The 23,021-nt window shown below is 37.5% G+C and carries 19 protein-coding genes; 2 read left to right on the top strand and 17 right to left on the bottom strand.

The features are described from left to right. Positions 1-121: 121 nt before the first annotated feature. From ABHC48_RS12780 to ABHC48_RS12745, 8 genes are all read right to left on the bottom strand, one after another. The gene (locus ABHC48_RS12780; RefSeq protein ID WP_347505644.1) at positions 122-9,358 is read right to left on the bottom strand and encodes a phage tail tape measure protein; all 9,237 of its coding nucleotides are present in this window, start codon (positions 9,356-9,358) and stop codon (positions 122-124) included. A gap of 256 nt (positions 9,359-9,614) precedes the next feature. Next, positions 9,615-10,769 (bottom strand): hypothetical protein, encoded by a 1,155-nt coding sequence (locus ABHC48_RS12775; protein WP_347505643.1) that lies wholly within the window; start codon positions 10,767-10,769, stop codon positions 9,615-9,617. A gap of 1 nt (position 10,770) precedes the next feature. Then, positions 10,771-11,157, bottom strand: a complete 387-nt coding sequence (locus ABHC48_RS12770; RefSeq protein ID WP_347505642.1) for a hypothetical protein — start codon at positions 11,155-11,157, stop codon at positions 10,771-10,773. Then, entirely contained in the window at positions 11,136-11,744 is a 609-nt protein-coding gene (locus ABHC48_RS12765; RefSeq protein ID WP_347505640.1) for a hypothetical protein, read from the bottom strand. Before ABHC48_RS12765 ends, ABHC48_RS12770 begins: the two co-directional genes overlap by 22 nt. Before the next feature lies 1 nt (position 11,745). Further along, positions 11,746-11,937: a hypothetical protein gene (locus tag ABHC48_RS12760; protein WP_347505638.1), complete on the bottom strand. Its 192-nt coding sequence runs from the start codon at positions 11,935-11,937 to the stop codon at positions 11,746-11,748. Positions 11,938-11,940: 3 nt separating this feature from the next. Continuing rightward, positions 11,941-12,150: a helix-turn-helix transcriptional regulator gene (locus tag ABHC48_RS12755; RefSeq protein WP_347505636.1), complete on the bottom strand. Its 210-nt coding sequence runs from the start codon at positions 12,148-12,150 to the stop codon at positions 11,941-11,943. 234 nt (positions 12,151-12,384) lie between these two features. Continuing rightward, the gene (locus ABHC48_RS12750) at positions 12,385-14,280 is read right to left on the bottom strand and encodes a hypothetical protein (RefSeq protein ID WP_347505634.1); all 1,896 of its coding nucleotides are present in this window, start codon (positions 14,278-14,280) and stop codon (positions 12,385-12,387) included. A 6-nt stretch (positions 14,281-14,286) separates the two neighbouring features. After that, positions 14,287-15,315 (bottom strand): hypothetical protein, encoded by a 1,029-nt coding sequence (locus ABHC48_RS12745; protein WP_347505632.1) that lies wholly within the window; start codon positions 15,313-15,315, stop codon positions 14,287-14,289. A gap of 272 nt (positions 15,316-15,587) precedes the next feature. On the opposite strand from ABHC48_RS12745, the gene ABHC48_RS12740 reads away from it, so the two are divergent. After that, positions 15,588-15,857: a hypothetical protein gene (locus ABHC48_RS12740; protein ID WP_347505631.1), complete on the top strand. Its 270-nt coding sequence runs from the start codon at positions 15,588-15,590 to the stop codon at positions 15,855-15,857. A gap of 254 nt (positions 15,858-16,111) precedes the next feature. Here the strand turns inward: ABHC48_RS12740 and ABHC48_RS12735 are convergent, their stop codons facing one another. Together ABHC48_RS12735 and ABHC48_RS12730 are read right to left on the bottom strand one after the other, a co-directional pair. Then, complete coding sequence (locus tag ABHC48_RS12735) at positions 16,112-16,741, bottom strand: hypothetical protein (protein WP_347505629.1); 630 nt, start codon at positions 16,739-16,741, stop codon at positions 16,112-16,114. A gap of 76 nt (positions 16,742-16,817) precedes the next feature. After that, entirely contained in the window at positions 16,818-17,303 is a 486-nt protein-coding gene (locus tag ABHC48_RS12730; protein ID WP_347505628.1) for a hypothetical protein, read from the bottom strand. Between the two features lie 242 nt (positions 17,304-17,545). Between ABHC48_RS12730 and ABHC48_RS12725 the strand changes: the two genes are divergently transcribed. Next, on the top strand, positions 17,546-17,716 hold the full coding sequence (locus tag ABHC48_RS12725; protein WP_347505627.1) for a hypothetical protein: 171 nt from the start codon (positions 17,546-17,548) through the stop codon (positions 17,714-17,716). Positions 17,717-17,736: 20 nt separating this feature from the next. Here ABHC48_RS12725 and ABHC48_RS12720 read toward each other — a convergent pair whose 3' ends face one another. The 7 genes from ABHC48_RS12720 to ABHC48_RS12690 form a co-directional block, all read right to left on the bottom strand. Beyond that, complete coding sequence (locus ABHC48_RS12720; protein WP_347505625.1) at positions 17,737-18,345, bottom strand: hypothetical protein; 609 nt, start codon at positions 18,343-18,345, stop codon at positions 17,737-17,739. A gap of 256 nt (positions 18,346-18,601) precedes the next feature. Then, positions 18,602-18,808 carry a hypothetical protein gene (locus ABHC48_RS12715; protein ID WP_347505623.1) on the bottom strand — a complete coding sequence of 69 codons (207 nt, stop codon included), beginning with the start codon at positions 18,806-18,808 and terminating at the stop codon, positions 18,602-18,604. A 733-nt stretch (positions 18,809-19,541) separates the two neighbouring features. Beyond that, positions 19,542-21,107, bottom strand: coding sequence for a DEAD/DEAH box helicase (locus tag ABHC48_RS12710; RefSeq protein ID WP_347505622.1), 1,566 nt, complete (start codon positions 21,105-21,107; stop codon positions 19,542-19,544). A 4-nt stretch (positions 21,108-21,111) separates the two neighbouring features. Continuing rightward, the gene (locus tag ABHC48_RS12705; RefSeq protein ID WP_347505620.1) at positions 21,112-21,300 is read right to left on the bottom strand and encodes a DUF5659 domain-containing protein; all 189 of its coding nucleotides are present in this window, start codon (positions 21,298-21,300) and stop codon (positions 21,112-21,114) included. 48 nt (positions 21,301-21,348) lie between these two features. After that, positions 21,349-22,017 (bottom strand): hypothetical protein, encoded by a 669-nt coding sequence (locus ABHC48_RS12700; protein ID WP_347505618.1) that lies wholly within the window; start codon positions 22,015-22,017, stop codon positions 21,349-21,351. A gap of 62 nt (positions 22,018-22,079) precedes the next feature. Continuing rightward, positions 22,080-22,604, bottom strand: coding sequence for a hypothetical protein (locus ABHC48_RS12695; RefSeq protein WP_347505616.1), 525 nt, complete (start codon positions 22,602-22,604; stop codon positions 22,080-22,082). Then, on the bottom strand, positions 22,594-22,983 hold the full coding sequence (locus ABHC48_RS12690) for a hypothetical protein (RefSeq protein WP_347505615.1): 390 nt from the start codon (positions 22,981-22,983) through the stop codon (positions 22,594-22,596). Before ABHC48_RS12690 ends, ABHC48_RS12695 begins: the two co-directional genes overlap by 11 nt. Positions 22,984-23,021 lie beyond the last annotated feature (38 nt).

Raw genomic sequence — 23,021 nt, 5'->3', positions numbered from 1 at the left:
AATATATTCAAAAAGAGCTTCCAAGAAGCCATTACCAGTTGCAGTAATTTCTTCTTAAAAGCTCTTTGTTTTAATTCTAAAAAATTACATCCTTCAAAAATCACTCATGCAGCATTTCACTTCAATGCAAACTTCTGAAATCTCTTACCTGTTTCTTGTCATGTGCCTGGATTTTCTTATCCAAGTGTTTATCAATTTCTTTCAAAATAAAATCTGTATCTTGTGCACCATCAATATAGAAATTATTTACATAAGTGTTTCCACTTAAATTCTGAATATTTTGGATATTCTTTTCTATAGCTTTCGCCATTCCAGCATAATCAGGCATGTTTTTCTGGGTGGCTATAGTTGAGTTATCTAACAATTGTTTCGTGAAGTCTGCTGTAAATACTTTATCGCCCTGATTTAAGAATGTGAGAGTACCGTATTTCCTTGACAGTACGGATTCCATACCATTTTCGTTTACACGGTACATTCCAGACTTAGGCACATAATCGGTTCCGGAAGCATAACCCTTAATATCAGTTAATCCAGACTGAGAAATCTCACTATCTGATAATCCGTAGTGCCTTAAAATAGAAGATATCGCATTAATTGTACTTGCTGTGCTAAGTCCTGCATTGCTAATTGCACCATTAATAGCATTAGTCATATCTTCCATGTTAGAGCTGATTTTGTTAATCCATGTATCAAGATCCTCACTCAGATCAGTAGACAGCTTATCCAGTGAATCAGTCTGCATAGAATAAGCATGATCTACAATTGTGTCATTCAGATCATCTTTTGCGGATTGCAGCTGTTCTTGCAGTTTTGCTTTTCTTGCCTTATCTTCAGCACTAGTGGAGCCTTCCAACGCTGCAATTTGTCTCTCCAATACTTCAATATCCTTGGTTTTGTTCTTCAGTGTTTTGTCATAGTCATAATAGTTTTTCTTGGCTGACAAAGCTTCTTTCCTCTTATCAATGACCTTGTTCAGCACATCCAACTCAGCTTGAGATTGGGATTTCACCAGCTCCAAAATGGAATTCCTGGAAGAATAAATATTTGCAGTGGTACTCTTGATATTTGCATCAACATCCTTGAGCTTCTGGTTATATTCATCCTCTCCGAATTTTCCTGCATTATAATCATTAATAATCTGCTGTCTTTCCTTTATATAGGTTTTCAGATTTTCTGTAGAAGCATTGATATCATCTACATCCAACGTAATTGACAATGCACCTGATTCTGTAAGAAGTCCTGTGTTCTTATCAATTTTCATATCATCAGAAATAAGTGATTTCAAACCGTCTAACTTATCACGGAACCTGTCAACCTTTTCTGCAGCTCTTTCAAACTGTTCTTCGTAATAAACACCAATCTGAGATTGCTTCAATTCCTCAATTTGTGTGTCATAGTCTGCCACAGCATTTTGCGCTTCTTTGATTTTTGTCTGCATGTCCAGCCATTCTTGTGAATTTTCCACGATTGTTCCAGCCTCAACGCCATCATTTAGCTGTTTCGTCAGTTCATCAAGCTCATTCTGTTTAATTGCCCTCTCATCCTGAGTGTTGCTTATCTTAACATCATAGTCAGAAGATTTTTCGTAATCTCCGTGAGCTTTTGCCAGGTCTATATTCTTTTCCTGATATTTACTCAATTGCTCTTGGTAACTTAGAAGTGCTTCGTAATACGTCTTTGCATTATCAAATTTCGTAGATACCGCTTCCACTGTAGCCTGAGCAGATTCCACCTCGGCAGTCATAAGATTTTCATTAGCTTCTGCAAGAGCATTTGTGGCAATAGTTACATTCTCTTTCTTCTTTTTACTGTCTGCTAAGGCATTATTGTAGGTGGTCAGAATTTTCAACTGCTTTGCATCAGTGATTCCAGTTGTATCAATTTCTTTGCCAGCTGCAATCTTCTTTTTCTGAGCTGCTGTAAGATTCTTACTGTTTTTATATTTCTTCTGAAGCTTTGCAAGCTTTTTGTCAGACGTTGTTTTCTGCTTCTTAGTCGTAGTCAAATTAGCGTTTGCTTGTTCCACAGCAACTTTTCTTGCTTCTTGTTCAGCCTTCTTCCCAGATACTTGTTCGTCAACCAGACCATTCATGTAAGAAAGAGAATCACCGGAATCATAAGCATTAAGCGCTGTATTCACATTAGACTTCATGGATTTATATGTAGAATTGGATGAATTGTAGTTAGATTTTGCCGTAGATAATTTAGATTTTGCAGATGTGGCTTTCTTATTCGCTTTGCTCTTGTTTGTCACAGCCTTATTATAAGCGTCAGCTTTTTTCTTCTGGGAACCTGACATACCAGTAGAATCAATTTTCTTACCAGCTTGAACCTGTTTCTTCTGTTCATCAGTAAGATTTGTTTTCAATAAGGATTTTGCAGTGGATTTCACTTTATTATTTGCTTTCTTCTTTGCTGTAGACGCTTTCTTATTAGCCGTTTTTGCAGCCTTTAATGTTTTATTATCCGCTTTCTTCTGATTCTCGGCATCCGTCAGATCAGATTTCATTGTCTCAGCAAGAGCTGCTTGAGTTGAACCACCTTTTGTGGCAGCTGTTAACCTGGAAGACACAGCATTAATACCATTGTAACCGGTAGTCAGACGATCAATCTTCTTCTCAGCAGCTTCGGTAGGCATGTTAGCCCATTGCTCAAACAACTTCTGTTGTTCATTTCTCAGATCAATAACAGCCTGTTTACAATCCTGTGCCTTGTCATACCAACTCTGATATTCTGAGATAGCTTCTGCTAAAGCCTTACCCTCATCTGTGCTAGTGTCCATATCTTCAATACGATAAGCACCGGACTGTACCAATTTTTGATATTTCTTAGGAATTGATACATTTATTTCTCCACCATCACTATTGTAATAAGTGTATTTTTCAGCAACAGAATTGGCTTTCTTCATGTAAGCCAACTCGCCTTTGGTATTAGCTTTCATCTCATAGTTCATGGTTTTCATCTGTTTCTTCAACAAAGAGGTCTTTAATGCAGACGTAATGTAATCCGTAATCTGATCTGATATTTTCTTGACCTTTTTCTCCCAAACTTTAAACCGTTCAGCTACCCAATCAAGAGTTTTCTTAGATTTCTTGGTGGCTTTTGTGGAATCATTTGTTGCTTTGGTATGGCTTTGAGTGGCTTTGGTATCTGTATTGGTAGCATTGGTAGCCTTTGCAGTGTTACCACCAGATACAACAGATTTTTGTGCTTGCTTAACACTGATTCCACCTGTTACCATGGCATTACCTGATACAAAAGCTTTACCGGATATATCAGGACTTGTACCGGATGCTAACGCGACTGCTCTTGAAGCTGTGAAACCATTGTTTAACAATTCCTCAGTCTGCACATGATTAAATACGATTGCACCTTGCGGAATGTCCCGGAATTCTGCCCCATTGTTACCGATCGTTTCCCATTTTCCGGTGCGGATATCGACCCAGAGTTCTCTTCCTAACTCCCCTACCAATGTTTTACCAGGGTGTTTATTGCCCCAGTCACCTGAAGCTTTGGCATTTCCAGATACTTTCGCTGTACCAGATACATGAGCAGTTCCGTTTACACTGCCCTTACCACTTGTAGGCGCAGAGGTATTTCCCCAATTAATGTGTCCAACTGCTGTGAACTCTTTCTTAACCAGAGTCTCGTCATTACTCCAAAGCACCGTACCTTTACTGTTCTTCTCGGCAGCAGCATACGCATCAACTTTTGTCGTATCGTTGTCCCAGTCAACTTCACCTTTTGCATCATGCTTTGTTTCTTGGAATCCAATAATAGCAGAATCATCTATACCGGCTTTTACCATGACTTCATTTGTAAGCTTATTACTAATGCTGTCCTGGATTGTATCAATAGAGGAATCATCAATGGAAAGTGTTGCTTTTACATTCGTATCAAGCCCTTTAATCTTATCCGCTACAGCTTCCACATTTGCCTGGGCTTCTGATGTGTCCATTCCTAATGTTTCTTGCATTTGCAATGTGTTCTGAGCAGTTTGGAATTCCTGAAGTAATCCAACAGCTTCTCCAATCTTACCGGAAACCTGGCTTACATCAACATTCATTACAGCTGGTGCTTCTAATTGTTGTTTCTGAGCAACGCAATACTGAATAATTGTATTCGCCTGGTCTACTTCTGATGAATCCACACCGACCTTTGCTTTAACACTGTTCATCTCTGATATGGTATCATCCAATGCAGAGCATTTTTCTTCCGTAGTTTCCAAATCAGACACATCAAGATTGATCTTCAGATCTTCATTACCTGTTACACTACGCAATGCTTCTGAAGCTTCAGTGGCAGCCACAGCAATATCGCCCATTGTTTGGATTCCTTCATCCGACCAATCGAAGTTGGCTCCGAATTCCTGCATCTCACCAAGCATTGCCTGAACCATAGGCATTGAAAGATTCATACCTTCTGCAAAATCTTCCATGGTCTTCCCACCTGCTACCTGGTAGTTTTCACCAGCTTCATCAAGTACCATAAGACCTTTATCCATTGCATTTTTGCAGAACTCTTCTATATTAAGTCCAGCTCTTTCCCCATCTTCATTGTGGGTAAACAGATTGTCAATGCTGCTTAAATAGGAATTGATTGCATTTTCATCTGTGCTATCAACTGTATCAGGAATAAGAAAATCCAAAGAAGCTTGATAATCTTTACGTCCAACTCTACCATAAATATCTGAGTCTGTGTTATTTAAAACATCATCTATCTGCTTAGATGCCGTAATTGCATCATCAAACATATTTCCAGATTCAGAAGCATTCTGAGCATCCTTCCACTGCTGATAAATTCCTATGGACTCCATCAATGAAGAATTTAACAAATCAAGTTGTCCGCACTGCTCAACAATTGCATCATTACTTGCCAGTAATCCGTCAATTTGTTCCTGAATGCTCTCTGCGCTCTTACCTGTTGCGTCCGTATTGTCAATGAGTTTCTGGCGTAATTCCTCAATCTGTTTCGCATTTTCCAGATATTCTTGCTGTTTCTGTGCTTTTGCAGTGTTATTTGTAGCTACCTGTTCCTCTACTTTTGCTTTTGTTATTTTTTTAACATTCTCTTCATTTAGAACTAAACTTTCATTCACATATTCAAGGCAATCCCTATAATCAGCCAGAGCGTCAGAATTAAAATCATCATAGCTGACTGATACGCCAATAGACTGAGAATCCAAAGCCCCTTGTACAGCACTGATTTCCTGTAACAGGCTCGAACTGTCCTCTTTTGCAAGATCAGAGAAAGACATATCCACATTGTTTGCACTATCAGCTACATTATTCAATTCATCTGCGGACATATTGCTGATATAACCCAGATTTCCCAATGCCGTAATTAAAGGTTGAATCTCACTAGCAGATTTTCCAGTAATGATTCCTGCATTTTTAGCAGCTTCTACAAGATAATTAATGGAATCCACATCACCTGAAGCTACAGCTGCCTTAAAGTCTGAATCATCCATATTTAATTTCTTGATTTCTTCAGCCACACTCTGTAAATGTTTCTGGAATCCATTTTCTCCCTCACCGGATAAAGCTTGGTTGAACTCATTAGCCTTAATAGCCGCAGTATTCAGCTGATCTCCGATCTCTTTAAATTGTGAGGAATACTTAGAGGCATCTGTGTTCATAAGAACCTGAACACTCTTGTTGATATCATCATAATATTGCTTTGCATCTGCAATCTCGTCTGCGTTCCCACCCGATATTGCATCATTGTATTTATTTACAGCGTCTTCATATTTATTAAGCCATTCCAACGCAGTCTTACCAGAGTATTGTTGTTTATCGGAAAATAACTCAGCTTGTTTCGCCTGATTATACAAATCCTGATATTCTGTCAAAATATCATTGGCTTCTTCCAAACCACCAGAAGCATAATTAGATAAACTTGTCAGCACATCACTTTCACCATATTGCTCTTGAATTGATCTTATTTCATTCATAAAATCATTCAGTGCATCTTTAGCAGTAGAAGCGTCTGCCGTGAACTCAATTTCAAAATTACCTGTTCCTTCCATTCCTTCTTGAAGATTGAATACATCATCACCATATTTCTTATTCAGCTTTGTGATTGCTTTATTGATGGCGTTTGACTCATCAGATCCATTGTCTGAATATTGTCCTAAATAAGCATGGCGTTCTTTCTCTATCTGCTTCTCAGCTTCTTCAACACCTTTTTTATTCTCATTAAGGAACCGTTTGGATTCTTCAGTAGATAACTCTTTGAGTTTATTTATCTGTGTTTGAAGGCTGCCATTCACTAAATCTATGCCTTGCGCTTGATTACCGTAACTCTCTGTTAAGGAATCCTGGATTTCCAACAGATCAGATTTCGCCTGGTAAGCCTCTTCTTCAGTCAGTGTACCATTATCAAGAGCTGTACGTAACTCTGTAATTTTGTCAATATTGCTCTGTAATGAGGTATTATTGTCTTCCCAAGCATTACCGGCTTCTTGTGCTTTGTCCACTGCTTCCTCAATTGATCTTTTATATGCGGAAAAAGCGGATACGGCAGCTGTTACACTTGCAGCAATTAAGATCAGAGGATTTGCTAACAACGTTGACATTAACCCAGAAAGCGCAGAACTCAATGAAACTGTTGCTCCGGTAGCAGTCGTTTCAGCACTTGCTAATCCCATAGAAGCAACCGCAGCACTCGCCTGTGCTTCAGTCATGCCTTGCCCCATCAGCACTGCTACTCTCTGTGCATCTGATAAAGCCGTACTGGATAATACAAGTTTTGTTTGTGATTCTGAAAGACCTTTCGTGAGATTTATAAGACTTGCCATGTTAGATGTATCAAATGTTCCTGCGGACTCCGCTGCTTTTACCATCTTCAGAGCATTTGACAGATTAGAAAATTCTTTTGTTGCACTTGTAGCCATGCTTACTAACTGGCTAAGAGCATATGTAGCACCAGCTGTTCCAAGTCCTGCCAATGCTCCTTTTAGAAGTCCTGTTTTCTCCGTGAAGTATACAACTGCTTTTGATCCATCCAGAAATCCAGCATATAGGTCACGAGAAATCACACTAGATGATAAAGATTCCAGGGAAGCTTTTAAGGAATTAGTCTTAGCTTCCAATCCTTCAAGATACAAGTCAAATTTTTGCTCACCGCTTCCCTCCGAGTTAGCAGCTACATCAGTATATTTTTGTACACGATCATAATTCTCCATGAGCGAATTGAAAAAGTTGTTATAATTTTTTCCGGCTAGACTGACACTTATGGCCTTCTGCTGTGCCTGGTTCAGAGTGTCCCATTTTGCAGCAAGAGCATCTAATACATCAGAAGCACTGTTGTATTCCGTCATAGTTTTTCTAAGATTAATTCCTACATTTGCTAGTGTGGTCTCAACATCAGATAATTTCTCAGTAGTTCCATCCTCATCAACCAATTCCAACTTACCTGTTTTGATGTTATACATCCTACTTAGAATACTTTTCATTGCACTACCAGTTTTTGCGCCACCTGCTTGCTGTACCTCAGACATAGTAGCTAAATAGCCTAGCAGTTTATTCATGGAAACTTCTGATTGATCCGCCAGAACTGCAACCCTTGACATACCTTCAGCCAAATCAGAAGAACTTACCGCAGCTGACAAATCAATCGCACTTATGGCGTCAATAACCGACTGAGCAGCATCCGTCTGCAATTTATATCCATTTAAACTTGCAGTTAAATATTTTGTTGCATCCTCCGCTGACATGTCACCAACTTTTGAAAAGATTACAGAAGACTTTACCAAATCATTAACTTCTTGTATGCTCTTTCCCTGACGAAGCCATGCCGTGGCACCCTCTGAGACCGTTTCGCCTATAGCGCCAAGATCCGCTCCGAGCGATACATAATCTTTCATCATACCGCTTACAACATTGTAAGATTTTCCTGTTGCTAATTGGAGTGAAACAATCTGATCGTCTAATGACTTGACCGTACTCACAGCTTCTTTCGCTGCGTCACCAACTTTATATATGGCATCTGTAAGAAAATTAAATACAGTAAACGTAGCGCATACCTCTTTCAATGTATTGCCAAAACTCTGGAACACACTCTGTCCCTGAACACCTGCGTTATTAAGACCATTAAGAATATTCTGTAATTCACTCATTCCAGATGTATCAACAGTCTGTGTTGCTCCGACTTTTACAGAATCTTGGATTGTACTTTTCACATCATCCGTATTAACCCTTAAATTAATCTCTACGTCTGTAATCTGATTAAGAGCTGCCTGAATGTCTGCCGCAATCTGTTCTGCATCAATCTTGAATTTAATAGGTAACTCAATATCCTTCAACGCAACTTCCAGATCAGATTCCAAACTTTGTTTGTTAATCTGGATATCTACCTGAACTGGCTCGTCCCCAGTGGCTAACTGACTAATAGCAGACCTCATCTGAGACAGCAACTCTTCATCATTGATCTTCACATTAATTTTTACTGCATCTTCCGAACCAGTAGCAGATTGAATAGCATTCCTTATGTCAGATACAATTTTCTCTGTGTTTATATCAACATCAAGGTCATATGTATTCTTCACTTCTTCTGAAGCACTCTCAATATTCTGCTGAAGCTTCTCTCGCATCTGGTTAGCCATTGCTATTACATTGTCAAATGCATCTGATTTAATCCCAGCTGCCTGTTCCGGTGACATATCTTGTGCAGATATAACCTGCGTCATGTCCTGTCGTGCTTGTGCTAATACTTCAAAGGCTCTTTTAATCTGATCCGCCTGGTTGGTAATATTATCCGCAAAATGTTCCGGGAACATGCTTGTCATTTCGCCCCAAATGGAGTCAATAGACACACCTTTGCTTGCATCTTTAACAATGTGACCTATATTATTGTTTAGAAGCTCCTTGTAATCATCACCGGACAAAGCTTTCTTCAGATCATCTGATACATAGATTTTCTTATCTTTGAAATAGCTGTAGAACTGGTCGTAAATCCCCATCTTTCCTTGGATGATGTTGGCATTCTGGGCTACACTGTTTGCAAGATCACTCAAACCAGATATAAAAGCGTTACCCTTGCCACCCTGTAGATTGAACTCTTTGCCATTCCAAGTCTTTCCAAGTTCTGACATTACACTGTTGATCTGGGATTTCAGTTTACTGATTGCAGACTTGTCCGTAATATTAAAAGCGTCAGCTAACTGCTTACTCAGTCCGGACGTATCAATTTTTGTGGATTTCAGTCCTTTTTCAATGCTCTTTGCAAGATTGTGTGCATCGTCATTCCCCTTGATTTCAACGTCTAATGTTACTTTTTGTTTTTTTATAGAATCAAGCTGCTCCTGGACTTTAGATAAATCCAGGTCAGCTCCAATTTGCATAACGAAGTCACTCATTTTTTGCATCCTCCTTTATTCTGTTTTTTTGTAAATATATTTATATTTTTCATAAAAGCAAAAGATATATAAATATATATTTATGCTATTTTGTTATAAAATCATTGAGTTTTCATAAGATAATAAATATAAATAAATGAGTATTATTATATTTTTATATATATTTATTGTTTAATAAATGTGTGAATTTTGCCGATAATATATGGCTTTTTGATGTGTTTATAGATATATTTATTTGAGTATTATTTTATATTTTTTATTTATTCCATTTTATATCGAAATATTTTTTGGCTATCTGTGGATATCTCTTTTCAAACTCAGCCAGATACCTTGCAGTAGCTTCATTGCCCTTCATCTGTGAATATTCCCGAAACGACTTTCTCTTAAATAAGCTTGGTTGATTACACCAACGCGCCAACGAAATATACATTCCCCTCATTTCAGATTGCTTCCATGGTGTTTCGTTTTTATTTTGGTAGCGCATAATATATGGAAGACATTTATATTTCATCAATAGATCAATCCGTTTAAAGATACTTTCAATATCCACAACATCTGTGCTTTCAAAGCCAGATAATACATAGAACATTATTCGTTTATCTGTATAGCGGCGAATCATTTCAAGTTTTCTCTGGATCAGCTCATAATCTGCAATATTGTCAAATGCAAATATATATTCTCCATCATAATTAGCATTGAAAAGCATTTCACATTTTTCATCTGTTAGAATTCGTTCATCAAGCCCCTGTTTGAATTTGAACGGCTTTCCTGTCCCAATCAATGTATTAAGTATAGATTTCCATTCGGGACAGCCCAATATGTTATCATCCAATAGACATATCTTCTTTCTCTCAGGATCATAAAACTCTTCTAATGGGCTATGTAAAAATACTCTATCATACTTCTGATTGACACAGAATGGACATTTACGAAAACAGCCTCGTGTCATAAATCCTATGCTGTAATCCGTATACTCTTTAAATTTTCTTAAATATGCTTTCCGATCAAACACCTTGCCTTGCTTCACAGTGTCCTCTTCTGCATCAACACATTTGCTCTCTATCCATTCGTCATATAAATGGTAGTCTGGCATATGGTGTTCTATTTCTTCAGGAAGTCCCGGAGCTTTATCGAAGAAAAATCCAGTTCCACCAATATAATAATATTCTGGAAGATTTACCACACCAGTTTCCGTATTTACATTTTCACTAATCCAATCAGGGACTATTGTATCTGTAAACACCTTTGATATGTATACACGGTCATATTCTTCCAAATTCTCATAATCCAACTTCAATACCACTTCATTTCCAAGCTCTTTATAATAACTAGATATTTTTTCACATGCCAGGTTCGGAAATCTATGCTTTGATCTTCCAATCAGATCAGCGTCAATAATTGCAATTTTCATCTTAGCCCAGCCTCTTCTCAATTTCTTCTTCAAGTATCTTCGGAATTTCTTCCTTGCTTCTTTCCCAGAATCCACCTTTACCAATCAGACCATCAGCCTCCGCATAACCATAGATTGTCTCCGTATCTCTTCCAGCTGGATCATATTGTGTACCTGTGTTAATAGAAACTTGTGCAATAGCTCCATTCTTGGTTTCAAACACAGTATCAAGCTGCGGCGCTGCCTGAAGCATTCCAATTCTGTGATAACGCCCTTCCGGAATGGTATAAAATTCATCCACATTCTTCTGAAGTACATTCTTGGATTCCTGCGCGGCTGCATCTACAGCGGAACGGACTTCTTTAAGAATGGCAGATTTCAGAGATTCTAGTGATTTATACGTTGCCATGATGTTTCTCCTCCATAACCAGATAATCCATACCCAGACAAAGGGGAATTATCACTTTTTGGATAGTATTTTTCCATAAAACCAGCTATACCCTTGTCCTGTTCAGCTTTATCTTTTTCGGCTTGTTTTTCTATATATTCTATAAAATCAGCCTGTGTACTCATATAGCAAGACATATATGTATTAGCCATTCCCATAATTGCCATAACCATTGATGGATTAGCCGCAAAATAGCCAAATATCTTTTTCTCATCTTCAGAAAGTTCAGCCCAGTGTCCTGCAAGTCCAATCACGCTATTTGCTAATTTTCTTCTCAAATCCAAATTATCACCTACATATATTCCATATTTAGCAGCAATTTCTATAACCCAGTCCTGCAGTTCCACATTCGTATACACCTTTTCAATAGCTTGCATCTGCACATCAAATACTGTAGTCTCACGATCATCCAATACACGTACCTGGTAGAAGTCATGCTCTTCACCATCTACAAGCTTTTTGCCAAGTGCTGCAACCTGACCGCAGATTACTGATTTGTTCTTCATGGTGATTTTCACCCAGTCATTAATTTCAAAATTGTTGTTCATTTCAGTTTTTCTCCTTCTGATTCTTCTTCGGCTCCATCATAGATAGCCATGTTTCCGACTTACAGCCCAGAGCCTTATATATTTCATTAATTTTTCGTAGTTCCTCGATATCCACAGTGGAATAATATTTTTCCTGTAACGTCTGAATCAGGAATCCATAATTAGCTTCATCCAACTTAACCGTTCTCTCCATCCTTTAATCCTCCATCACACTCTCAATAGACTTGTAATATTCACCATTTAAGAAGCTATGAATTTTCTTTAACTTATCCGCTGGCAAAGTCTTAATCTCACCATTCAACCATTTGTAAGTCACAGCTAAATCACAGCCGATACATTCAGAGAGATATTTCTTTGAAATTCCATTAGCTTCTAAATACCTTGTTACAATCTCATTTAGTCTCATTGTTTCTGCTCCTTTCGTTATTTTTTCACGCAAAGAAACCAGCACCCCTATTAGGCACTGGTTCCAGTTTTTTTCCTTATGTTATATAGTTTTTTTCGATTATCATACCAGATATTGTGTGTTTTCCTCTTTTTCCATTATAGGGATTCGACTTCTTAAATTTCGACCTTTGATGATAACATAAAAAATATGTTACAAATCAACTTCCATTTTCACGATAACTGAAAAATATTTTCACGCAGCCTTATCCAGCCTGAAGTAATCCCTTATCTTCACCCCGGCTTGGTTATAATCTTCCGTACTGAACCATATCTCACCAAACGGTTTGCCATAATACAATACATCAATTTTCAGATCACCACTCTGCATAGTTTCAATACTAATAGCACAACATTCCTTCAGATTCTTCAGCGCAGGTTTGATAAAATCATTATTTACACCAGCCAATATTGCAATGTTCTGATAAGATAACTCTCCCGGACAATTATTTCTCAGAGTCAATGTCTGTATATTCATCTTTCGGCTCAGATACAATAACACCGCAATCAATCTTTCATACTTCACCTGATTGTCACTACGCTTCACAATCTTATGTTTCAATATCAGTTTGCGGATTTCCTCACGATCTTCTTTATAAAAGATCACCTCATTATCAGCACAATCCGACCTATCAATTGAAGCAATCGTGATTTTTCCTGTGCGTTTTTTCTTGCTCTCAGCCAGATTGTTCTTATGGTGCTTCACTGATAACTTCTTAAAATCAACCTGTTTATTGATATTCTCACTCTTTGCTCTAGCAATCATCTCTTCCGGGAATGCATTCCATAATAAGTCTTTGGATTTTTGGTTATCCCTAAAGTCTCTCTTTGTATAATAAATTAGGATCAGCATATCCAACAGCTTGTCTATATCCGGTACAATATACAGAAGCTCTGCACGGCACTTCTCATAAAACATTCTGTATCTCAAAGAAATGTTGGCTTTTTCGTTCTTGTCCTTGCTCTTATATGAAGCTCTGATACCATCAGCCAGCTTTTTATATTTATCCTGTAAAATCTGCACTTTCCTATATACATCTCTGTTCGCATGAACATTTCCCGATAACAAAGTCCTGTAATCAAAGTCTTCTTCTGACACAACTTCAGTCTGCTTGTCAATCTCAGCAATCTTCTGTTCAGCAAGGTGGCACAACCTATTCATGTTACAATCGTAATCCACAAACCGCTTCTTCTTATCTGGATCACCACCAAAAAATTCTGCATTACTCATAGACAAAGCTTCGTCCTGGGCTGCTGCCAGATTTTTTTCAAGATAGCGCATCCAGTAACCCTTTTTCTTATCCTTCAGAAATTTCAATACTTCTACTGGAAAAGATGCATTCTCCCCAGTCTTAGCAAAATCTATAGTCTCGGCACCCACGATTGTACCAATCTTAATATATTTACGACATTCGGGATATAGCTCCGATAATGTCCATAGATCCGTAACCCTGTCGATCACACTACCTATATTATTCTTGTAACCTCTGGCATTAACTTCCATAAGTCCCGGCACATCTGATATAATCACTGACTTTAATTCTTTGCCGGACTCTCCATCTTTTACAATCAGATTACCATTTCCAGATTCAATCTCACGTTTCACAGCATTAATAATCTGCGGACAATCTGTAGTACAAACGGTATCTCCGTCATAATCTGCCCCAGATAACGTCAATGCCAATGTATCATATATACTGGACACAATTGTACATTCTTGGTACTTGTACCACTTTTGCATCTCAGCACTGGTTGCCACCTGGCACACCCTATGTTCCATAGCAATATGCGGATTTCGAATTACATCTACTTTAGACACATCATGCTCAGACCAGTATTTTGAATAGGTTGTCCATGGATTAGGCAGCAATCCTTTTACTTCCAGACTAAAAGCATATTCAGCCAGACCGTAAATATCGGGACAAAATACCTCATAGTGTCCGTGGACTCTTTGTTTACCGCTTAACAGTTCATTCTTCATACATTTAATATCATTCTGCATCTTTGCCCGGACATATTCATCATTTGCCAGATTGTGATTATACTGCAATGCTTGGTAATAAGGCTTGATATATTCTGCATCTTCAGACACACCACATTATTTTAAAAATTCATCTACGCTGAAAGTGATTTTCTGATATGCTTTCACACTGTCCAATACCAGCTGTTCCGCTTCATCCGCAGTAAAGTTAAGTGTCTGCAACGGCTGGTAGCTCAATAGACTTGTATTCTTCAAATCTTCTGGTGCATCTGCGTATTTTGCTATATTGAAAGTTCGTTTATATCCATGTACTTCTTCCTCAAAAGCACTCTTCCATTTCTGGCAGTCAAATAGTCCTACATTATCCAGATACAGATTCCAGAATTTAAACTGAGATTTCGTGACAATCATATCAATCTGATCCGTGAATATATCCCATTCTCTACCGCCAAGATCAATAATCTTGCTTACTCCTTTTTCTCTGGCAAACGCTCTCAGATCAAATGTAAAAGCTTCACCCTTCAACGCTGGCAAACATCTGAATTGGAAACATGACGGAATGTATCTTCTGCCGGTCCGTTTACTTCTACAGTTTAACTCTTCAGCCCACCTTGACGCACATTCAGGTGTAACAAGTCCTGCACCATCAAAAGGCAATATTGGAATCTCTTTCTCTGTAGGCGATAATACCTGATATTCTTTCTGCTCACCGCTTCCAGTAACCTTTACCACATCTACAGTTTCCATAACTGCTTTCTCAAAATCGTCAATTACAACAATATTCGGTGTTGATACTGACTTACTGTTCGTTGTCACAAGTGCATAGTAAGCATTCCATTTGGATGGCTTTGGATAATCTGTGTTCTTTGGAATTCCGCATAGCAGGATATCATCCAGTTTGTCTTTAATGCTACGATCCACAAATAGATTTTTCTGAGTCCTGGAATGAGAAGCACCGCAAAATTCAGATACATATTCAGTAGTCACCTCACCCCGGGTCACTTTTAAGATTCCACCATGTTCTTTCAGCACATCGTACCGCTTTACGTTTTTGCCAATCTCCAATGTAATTAGATATGGAATAATCTCCCGACCAGCTTCATTTACTTCAATATGACCGTGTTCCTTCTTATATATATGTTTCAAAATCCGGTGTAGCTCACTTTCACTAGAAAGATTCCTAGTGGATTGTTCTTTAGACTCCGATAGAACAATTTCATTTGTATAACTTCCATCTTCATTCTGCTTCAGCCAATTAATGTTTAGATTTTGTGTTTCTACCAATTTCGTACTTATGATACATCCCCCATCCTTTTAATATAATCTATAAAAAAACAAAACTTGATACCTGATGATACTGAATGATACCCTTGGTCTGTTGTATAATAAACCTAACCCAAAAGAAAGGAGGTGACGCAATGAATACAACATTAACACGACTGCTTTTGGAAGAAGTTTATTTGCCTAACCGATATCCCTACTATCCAAATTCTCTTGCTGAATATTCTACGCAAGAAATACAAGCTCATGAAGCTGAGTTTGAAAAACTTGGTCTTTTAAAATTCTGGAAGCAAAAAGCATTTTACAGCATTTCAACAGATAATACAGACAACTGGACACCTTACGTCCAACTGAGAGCAACTGTCAACAAAGAAAATTGCTTAGAATTTCTCCAATCCATCAAGTAAGACTATTAGCCCAGGGGAGACATTTTCCTCTGGGCTTCTTACCGCAAAAAATCTCCTATAAATACCTATAACTTTTCTTGAAAATTATCTCCATAAAATTATAGTTTCATTGGAAAATCGACCCCCGAAAAACCCTTATTTTATAAGGGTTCTACGATTTGCCATTTTTGCATTTTTGCCAATTTTGAGTAAAATCCGGTCAAAACACCCCTAAGAGGACAAAATTCATCCTCCCGGAGTGTCACCAGCACAAATCATCCAACTTTGTCCATCAATCCGTCAACTTTCTGGTCCATGCTAACCGCCCAACTCTTTACAGCCTTAATTGATCTAACATATTCTTCCAAATCCTCTTCCGGAATATTCTGCAAATCATCAAGCAACCAGGCGTATTTATCTATATCATTCAGATAGACTTCTGTTTTTCCGCTGAACAGCTGCACAGCCTCATGGATCTTCTTCAAACGTTCCTGTTCTGGATCTTGCTTTCTCTGAAGCTCTGCAAGCTGACGTTTCAACTGTCCGTTCTCCTTATCCAATTTTCTGATCCTTGCTTCGAGAAATTCATTCTGACGTTCCATGTCTCTGTTAGCTTTCTGCAAGGGTATATAATCAGCCGGAGTTTCCACAACAGTCTTTGCAGCAATATCATTCTCCATCTCTTTGATTCTACTATCACGTTGTTGCAACATCCGTTTCACACAGTCCAACGATTCCACGAAATCAATTTGATTTACTTCTGACAACTCCTGGAATACCGCTTTTGCTGCATCCAACGTTACCATCCCAGTGTAAACAACTTCTCCCAACTCAGGGATCATCTCAATAAGCATTTCGTAATTTACCAGTGTCTCAGCTAGTGAATTATTATCATTTTCTTGCATATAAATTTTCTCCTTCTGTTCAAAGTTTACTGTTGAAAATGACAGAAGATAATTTCTCCTGCCACATCATCAAGAATTAATGTACGCCGTTGCTTATTGCATTCAGTAATACATTTTCTTGCACATGCTTTTCTTCTCTGTCCATATGATCTTTGTATTTTTCAACAATGCTATCTGCGTACTTCCGACTGTGATAATTGCTCAGTACAGCAGCATTCAAGGCTTCTACTACATTTGCTTCATGGTTCTCTTCCTTATACATACCGCATCCGCTCACACTATCATCAGAAACACAATACTTGAATGTGCCTGACATTGGCATTTCTACAATCTCAAAATTGTATTTCTCAAAGTGATCCAGAAATTCATTAAGCGAAACACCGGCTTTCTTATAGTCCTCATAGATATGTAAAAAATACTCCGGTGAAACGAACACCCCTGTTCTGTTGATAAATTCCCTACGTGTCACAAAATCTGCAAACTCCGGTTCTCTGTAGGTTGCATCCATTTTGTAAGATCCAATAATTTCCTGACTGCTTTTCTTTATTTCAGCTTTCATCATAATGTATTTTCTCCCAGACTTCTAATATTCAGGAACCAGCCTTTCGCCAATCCCCACAAATATGTATTGATGGAATAGGGGCTTCACCTATCATTCGTCCCATCCTTAACTACTTCTCATTAGAAAAATAATTTATTTTCAAAAAAATTCGAACTTTTTTCAATTTTCGTGTGATTTCAACGAGTCTCATTCGTATAATATATGTAGTATCAACACAAAATAATGGATGAGGAAAACTAAATATGAAATTCATTGAAATCACAGATGAGGAAGCGTTTAACCTTTCTGCCGATCAGCTCATAGCAATTGCTGTATACAATCAACTCTGCCTGAATGCTACTTTGGAACAGGATGATCCAGAAATCAGTTCAGAGCATATTGACGAGCAATACCAAAAGCTGATCAGCAAATAAAAGGTTAGTCAATCATCAAATCAAGCAAAGTAACGGTGGACATGGATAATTTCTGTGTCCACTTTTACGTCTGCTTCACTAGCAGCTTCTTCCAATGACTTCTTAACTGGTATATCTGTACCATCATCCGGTACCCCAAAATTCTTTGCCATATCATCCGGTACAACGTGTCCACCAATCTTACAGTCATCATTTTTCACATTGCTCTTCATATCATTCTTTACAAACATCTTATCAATATCCTCCGTAGTAAGTTTCTTAGCACTTTTCACCCATTCTGCAACTTCTGGTAAAGTCATATGTCCGTATTCTTCCAGAACCATCTTCCGATCACCATTCTTTACAATGATGCTCCACTTACCGCCTTTTTCGCTTTGGAAGCTATATCCTTTATTTGCCAATGCTTTCCTGATCTTTGATCTCACAGCTACGTAAGATGTAACCTTTGAAGCAAGAATATGGTGCTTTTGATCTACTGTGAATCTCACAACATCACCATTGAAAAGTTTCGCTCTTGCAGTTACCGCCTTTCTACCGAAGCAATACTCTTTACCGTCTTCACCTTTAATAAGTCCGTACTGCCCCTTGATGTAATACTCGATTGTTCCTTGTAAGTTTTTGTTTGCCATAATGTTACTCTCCTTTGATCTTAAATTTTTGTGGTTTATTTTTCACTGGGAATTTCCTAGTAAAGATCATTCATCCAGTTACATACAGTTCTTCTTATTCAGTTTTTCATTTATTCTGCAAAATCTCACAGCGAAAATTGCACCGTAAAGTCCAACATGATTCTGTCAGCAGCTCAAAATTCTTACTTTCTCAGTAAGCGCACATACCCATCAATTCAACACAAATTTCGCCCAAATATCAAGCAGTGCTAAATTGTCAGTCTAGAAAATCATCATCTGTTTTTACCTCGATTTCATGCAAAATAGTCATTGCTATAGTAATAGTTGCTACCGCTAATCCTGTCATAGAAGATTGATATATGGGTGTCCACTGAATTGACTCCCCATCTAAACAATCAATATGTATAGGTATCTTAGTTTTAGAAGCTCCTTGCAGATCAGATAAATCATTCAGTGAAAACACACAAATTTACTTCCCGGCACACACAGAACAACAGATTATATTCCCCTATTCTCTTCTTTACGAAAAAAGCTCAGAAACCCAGTGTTTATGCGGCTTTCCAGACTCAAATGTGCATTTTTTATTCATCATTTTGCACATTTTTATTTTCTACAACTTATTATTTTGAGAGTTAATCTGATTAGAACGAATGAATTTTGAAGCTTTAGCGAAAAATTCAGAAGTGATGACAAATGAACGTAGCTTTGGCGTAGTGAATGCGTCAGCCTCTGTCGGAACGACAGATAAGTTAAGTATTTTTTATCTTACTTGCCTGGTGTTCCACCAGATTCCTGCCGCGCATCTAAAGATGCTTGTCATCACTTCACAAGCTGTTCCGCTAAAGCTTCACAGCTTGTTCGTTCGAAATTGATTGTTTGTTGATTTATTATGTAATTATAACAATATTAACATTTTTGATGTTTTTGAGTTTTATCTTCATCTATTAATTACATATCTCTCTTCTTTAGGGAACGCCCCTACAATCCCAATAAAATAAAGGGTTTAAAAATCAAAATGTGCATTTTTTGAACCCTATTTTGCACATTTTTATTTCAGGCTGCTTTTTCAATGACATAACAATCTTGAATCCAATTATTACTTATATGTTGATAATACAAATATTTTCTTCTGGGGGTAAGATTGACACTTCACTATAATATTTAGTAAAATGCCATTCTTCCCCCCAAGACGATTTTCAGTTAATTTCTTCTAATACCCAATAAGTTTTATCTCTATGTGGATTAGTTGTTCCATCCGACAATAATTTTCTTTTATCCACTAGATTTTTCTTAGTGAGTTTTCCATTCTCGTCTAGCTGCTTATTCCGGAATCTGAATTTATACTTGTTACCATAATAATCTTGCAGTGCACCGTTCAAAGTATTAATTCCTGCACGTCTAAGTTTCACTCCGATTTTCTCAAACCACTTCACAAGCTCCTTGCGATCCTCTGCAAATAACCATCTTCCTTCCAGAGTATGCAGGTAATCCAGAAATTCATCCTTCTCATTTATGTATATATCCAACCACTCAGCCTTGGATCGGATATCATCACCGAATAAATTTAGAATCACATCTTCATATGACGTTTTTTTCATGTCATCGTAAATTTCAATATCCATCTTGTATTTGTTATATCTCATATGATGATAGTCCGGTTTACCATCAGCTTTGTTTTTGCCAAAATTACAGTAAAAGATAGGATTTCTTTGCATCACTCTACGATTATTTCCGTAGATTTTATAAAACTGGTCGTAATCATTTTTAAACAAATCAATCTGCTTCACATAGTTGTTGTCAGTATTCAGCATACTTTGGATTGCCTGTTTGGTATAAAGTTTCTGGTAAAATGTACAAGTATCATCTGCATCTACCGGACGTTTTCTTCCAAATGCCTGAATAGCTGAATCTGCATCAAAAATTTCATTGAAAATGTGTTTCACCATTTTATCTTTGATATCAATACCATTATCCAGTACCTTTGTCGTAATCAGGATTCTCTTATCAAATGTTACTGTTCCATCCTCATGCTCGTAGATTACATTTTCATTTATAATGGCCTGCAATTTTTTTGCATTCTTGGAAGCACAATAAGAAGCTCTATCTCCGAACACCTTATATAATTCCAATACTCTGTCATAGGCATTGCAGAATATCACAATCTTACTATCTTCTTCCTGTGCCAGAATATCTTCAACCTTCTTTACTAAAGCCTTCTTTTGATAGAAGTAGAATTTCTTCACATAGTCATATTTCTTAGGAATGTTAAAATAATGATCCGGTGAAACTTTCTCTTTCAGTAAATGATTAAAAAATACCTTTGCGGTAGCACTTACATAGATAACTACATTCCCGGTCTGGTTCTTCAGGAAATTGTATGATATATCCGTGTAATCATTGAATCTTGCATCATTCGTGGAATAATGGCATTCATCAGCAATAATGTAATCAAAATCACCAATTATTGTATTAGAATTTATAAAACTTTCCAGCTGTTGATATGTCATTACATATACTGTCTCTTTTAACTCTAAAGCACGTACTTCACGGATAATCTGGTGTTTTAACCCCTTTCGATTACACAAATAAAGTACACGTTTTCTCTGATCTTTTGCGTATATTCCAAGTATATTGAGATTGAAAAATGTTTTTCCAGTACCAGTACCACCGTCCATGACGATTTTTGTATTCTTCCAGGTTTTATATGAATCTCCGATAAGTTCTGAGAAATACTGACTAATTGCTGCTTTGCCGTTTGCCATACAATCACACTTCCTTTCGATACATCATCATTGTGTGGTGTAAGGCCGGAGATTCTTCAAAAAAGAACACCTTTAACTTTTCATCTTTCTCAGAATCTTCCACTTTTAAGATTTTGAATCCGTGGCTACACAGCCAGTTCACCATATTCAGTGAACGTACAATATACATTTTTGTCTTTGGTCCTTTATACATGTTTGTTTTCCTCTCATTCTTAATTATTCTTCCAGCATGGCCGCCGTTTCATTCAACACTAACCGGTTCTGCTGCCAGTTCATCTTTTACTTCTGTTTCCTGTTCTGTGTTATTCTCAAAAATCAGCGTGTAGTTTCTGTTCTTTATCAGCAGCAGAATCTTCTCCACAAATTGAACCGATAACATATCTGCGGTAATATCTCCGTATACTGGCGTTATCCGTCCTACATCTACTACTTCTAAATCTGGATACTGTTTAATCTCAGATTCTTCCAGTGGTACACGAAATGTCCGGTTACTTAGTGTGTATGTCAAATAATAGACTGTCTCTGGAATCATCTGCACCACGAACTCAACGTGTTCCTTTCTGTCTGGATCGTAGAAGCCACTGTTGTTGACGTAGTTTCCAGATTTTAATATATCTTCGTAACCTTCCTCATAATCATATGTACGCTTGCGTTGTAGAACTTCACCCTTTTGGATATGGGACGGTTCCAGGACTGATAACAGGACTTTCTTCATGCCGTAGTATTCTTGTTTCTTTTTGCGGTACTTATTTGCATTGCCGTATGGATCAGGAATGTAATGTGTGTATTTGTATTCATTATCACGGCTGTTGAGTGCTCTGTTGTTTATGCTAAACAGACAGTCTGATAACATCTGTTTAGTGATCGTGTGGTGTTTTAGGTTCTTCAGGTATTCTTTTGGTGGTTTCATGCACTCTCTCCTTTCTGGCGGTAGATTGTGGTAAGTCTACCGCCGTGTGGGTTATTTTTTATTTACATAGGAAATTGTTCCTGTTCGGATTTAAGTAAAAACTCTGTATCTTCAATAGTCTGTGGATATTCAAACAAATAGCTATATGTATTATGTGTATCTTCCAGGATTTCCTTGTAGTATTCTTCCACACTTATAGTTTTTAATCTCTTGACCTCAGGATCAGCTTCTTTAATATTTCCATCCTTAAAAGCTCTAAACTTAGCATCCTCAATGTAAAGCTCTTTATAGAGCTTAACCATTGTCTTCTTTTCACGATCAGTCAGACTTTTTTTGAAGTACTTTATAGGCATTTCTTGTCCCATATTATCTCTTAACATGGTTACAGTTTTTCCATTAATTTTCCGAAGAACCTTTCTATACAGTTCATATGTTACACAGCCATCTTTAACACAAAACCAATACTCTAAATCAATTTTCTTCTTACTCATTTTCATATTCTCCTTATCATTATCGGCGGCAGATTTTCCACCGCCGTTTTCCTGTTCACCGGTTACTTCTATTTTTGTAGCTGTTTCATTCTTCAATTATTTTATATTCACCTTTTCTCACCTCAACCAGAAGCCCATACTTATGTAATTCCATCTCGTCAAAAATATCTCCAATATTTTTATAATTTCCATGTGGTACTTTCATTTCCATAAAGTTAATATCTTCTTCAGTACATCCTGTTTTCAATGTCACCAAAACTGTACCATTTAATCTAATTACAAAAAGTCCGCACCAATCACATTCATCCTCATACAACATATCACCGCAAAACTGCTGAATATCATCTGTTTCAAAAGTCATTTTGTTACCGCATCCACAGCATGGTGCCTCTAAGAAATTAAAATCTTCATCAAGTCCTAATTCTGTAAATGTAATGTTCTCAAATCTGTTTTTCTTCACTAATTTGTTACTCATATCCATGTTCTCCTTCTCTTCTTTGATCTTCCAGGCAG

It is taken from the genome of Ruminococcus sp. 1001136sp1, assembly GCF_039841815.1.
In the GTDB taxonomy this organism is placed as follows: domain Bacteria; phylum Bacillota; class Clostridia; order Lachnospirales; family Lachnospiraceae; genus Blautia_A; species Blautia_A faecis.
Note: the sequence above shows the minus strand (reverse complement) of the source record. Positions and strands in the feature narration are given on the sequence as shown.

Excerpts from the sequence above, each read along its gene's own strand:
- ABHC48_RS12705 (WP_347505620.1), bottom strand. The coding sequence starts at position 21,300 with ATGTATAAAGGACCAAAGACAAAAATGTATATTGTACGTTCACTGAAT.
- ABHC48_RS12780 (WP_347505644.1), bottom strand. The coding sequence starts at position 9,358 with ATGAGTGACTTCGTTATGCAAATTGGAGCTGACCTGGATTTATCTAAA.
- ABHC48_RS12725 (WP_347505627.1), top strand. The coding sequence starts at position 17,546 with ATGAAATTCATTGAAATCACAGATGAGGAAGCGTTTAACCTTTCTGCC.
- ABHC48_RS12755 (WP_347505636.1), bottom strand. The coding sequence starts at position 12,150 with ATGAGACTAAATGAGATTGTAACAAGGTATTTAGAAGCTAATGGAATT.
- ABHC48_RS12720 (WP_347505625.1), bottom strand. The coding sequence starts at position 18,345 with ATGGCAAACAAAAACTTACAAGGAACAATCGAGTATTACATCAAGGGG.
- ABHC48_RS12690 (WP_347505615.1), bottom strand. The coding sequence starts at position 22,983 with ATGAGTAACAAATTAGTGAAGAAAAACAGATTTGAGAACATTACATTT.
- ABHC48_RS12765 (WP_347505640.1), bottom strand. The coding sequence starts at position 11,744 with ATGAACAACAATTTTGAAATTAATGACTGGGTGAAAATCACCATGAAG.
- ABHC48_RS12700 (WP_347505618.1), bottom strand. The coding sequence starts at position 22,017 with ATGAAACCACCAAAAGAATACCTGAAGAACCTAAAACACCACACGATC.
- ABHC48_RS12740 (WP_347505631.1), top strand. The coding sequence starts at position 15,588 with ATGAATACAACATTAACACGACTGCTTTTGGAAGAAGTTTATTTGCCT.
- ABHC48_RS12710 (WP_347505622.1), bottom strand. The coding sequence starts at position 21,107 with ATGGCAAACGGCAAAGCAGCAATTAGTCAGTATTTCTCAGAACTTATC.
- ABHC48_RS12735 (WP_347505629.1), bottom strand. The coding sequence starts at position 16,741 with ATGCAAGAAAATGATAATAATTCACTAGCTGAGACACTGGTAAATTAC.
- ABHC48_RS12760 (WP_347505638.1), bottom strand. The coding sequence starts at position 11,937 with ATGGAGAGAACGGTTAAGTTGGATGAAGCTAATTATGGATTCCTGATT.
- ABHC48_RS12775 (WP_347505643.1), bottom strand. The coding sequence starts at position 10,769 with ATGAAAATTGCAATTATTGACGCTGATCTGATTGGAAGATCAAAGCAT.
- ABHC48_RS12770 (WP_347505642.1), bottom strand. The coding sequence starts at position 11,157 with ATGGCAACGTATAAATCACTAGAATCTCTGAAATCTGCCATTCTTAAA.
- ABHC48_RS12730 (WP_347505628.1), bottom strand. The coding sequence starts at position 17,303 with ATGATGAAAGCTGAAATAAAGAAAAGCAGTCAGGAAATTATTGGATCT.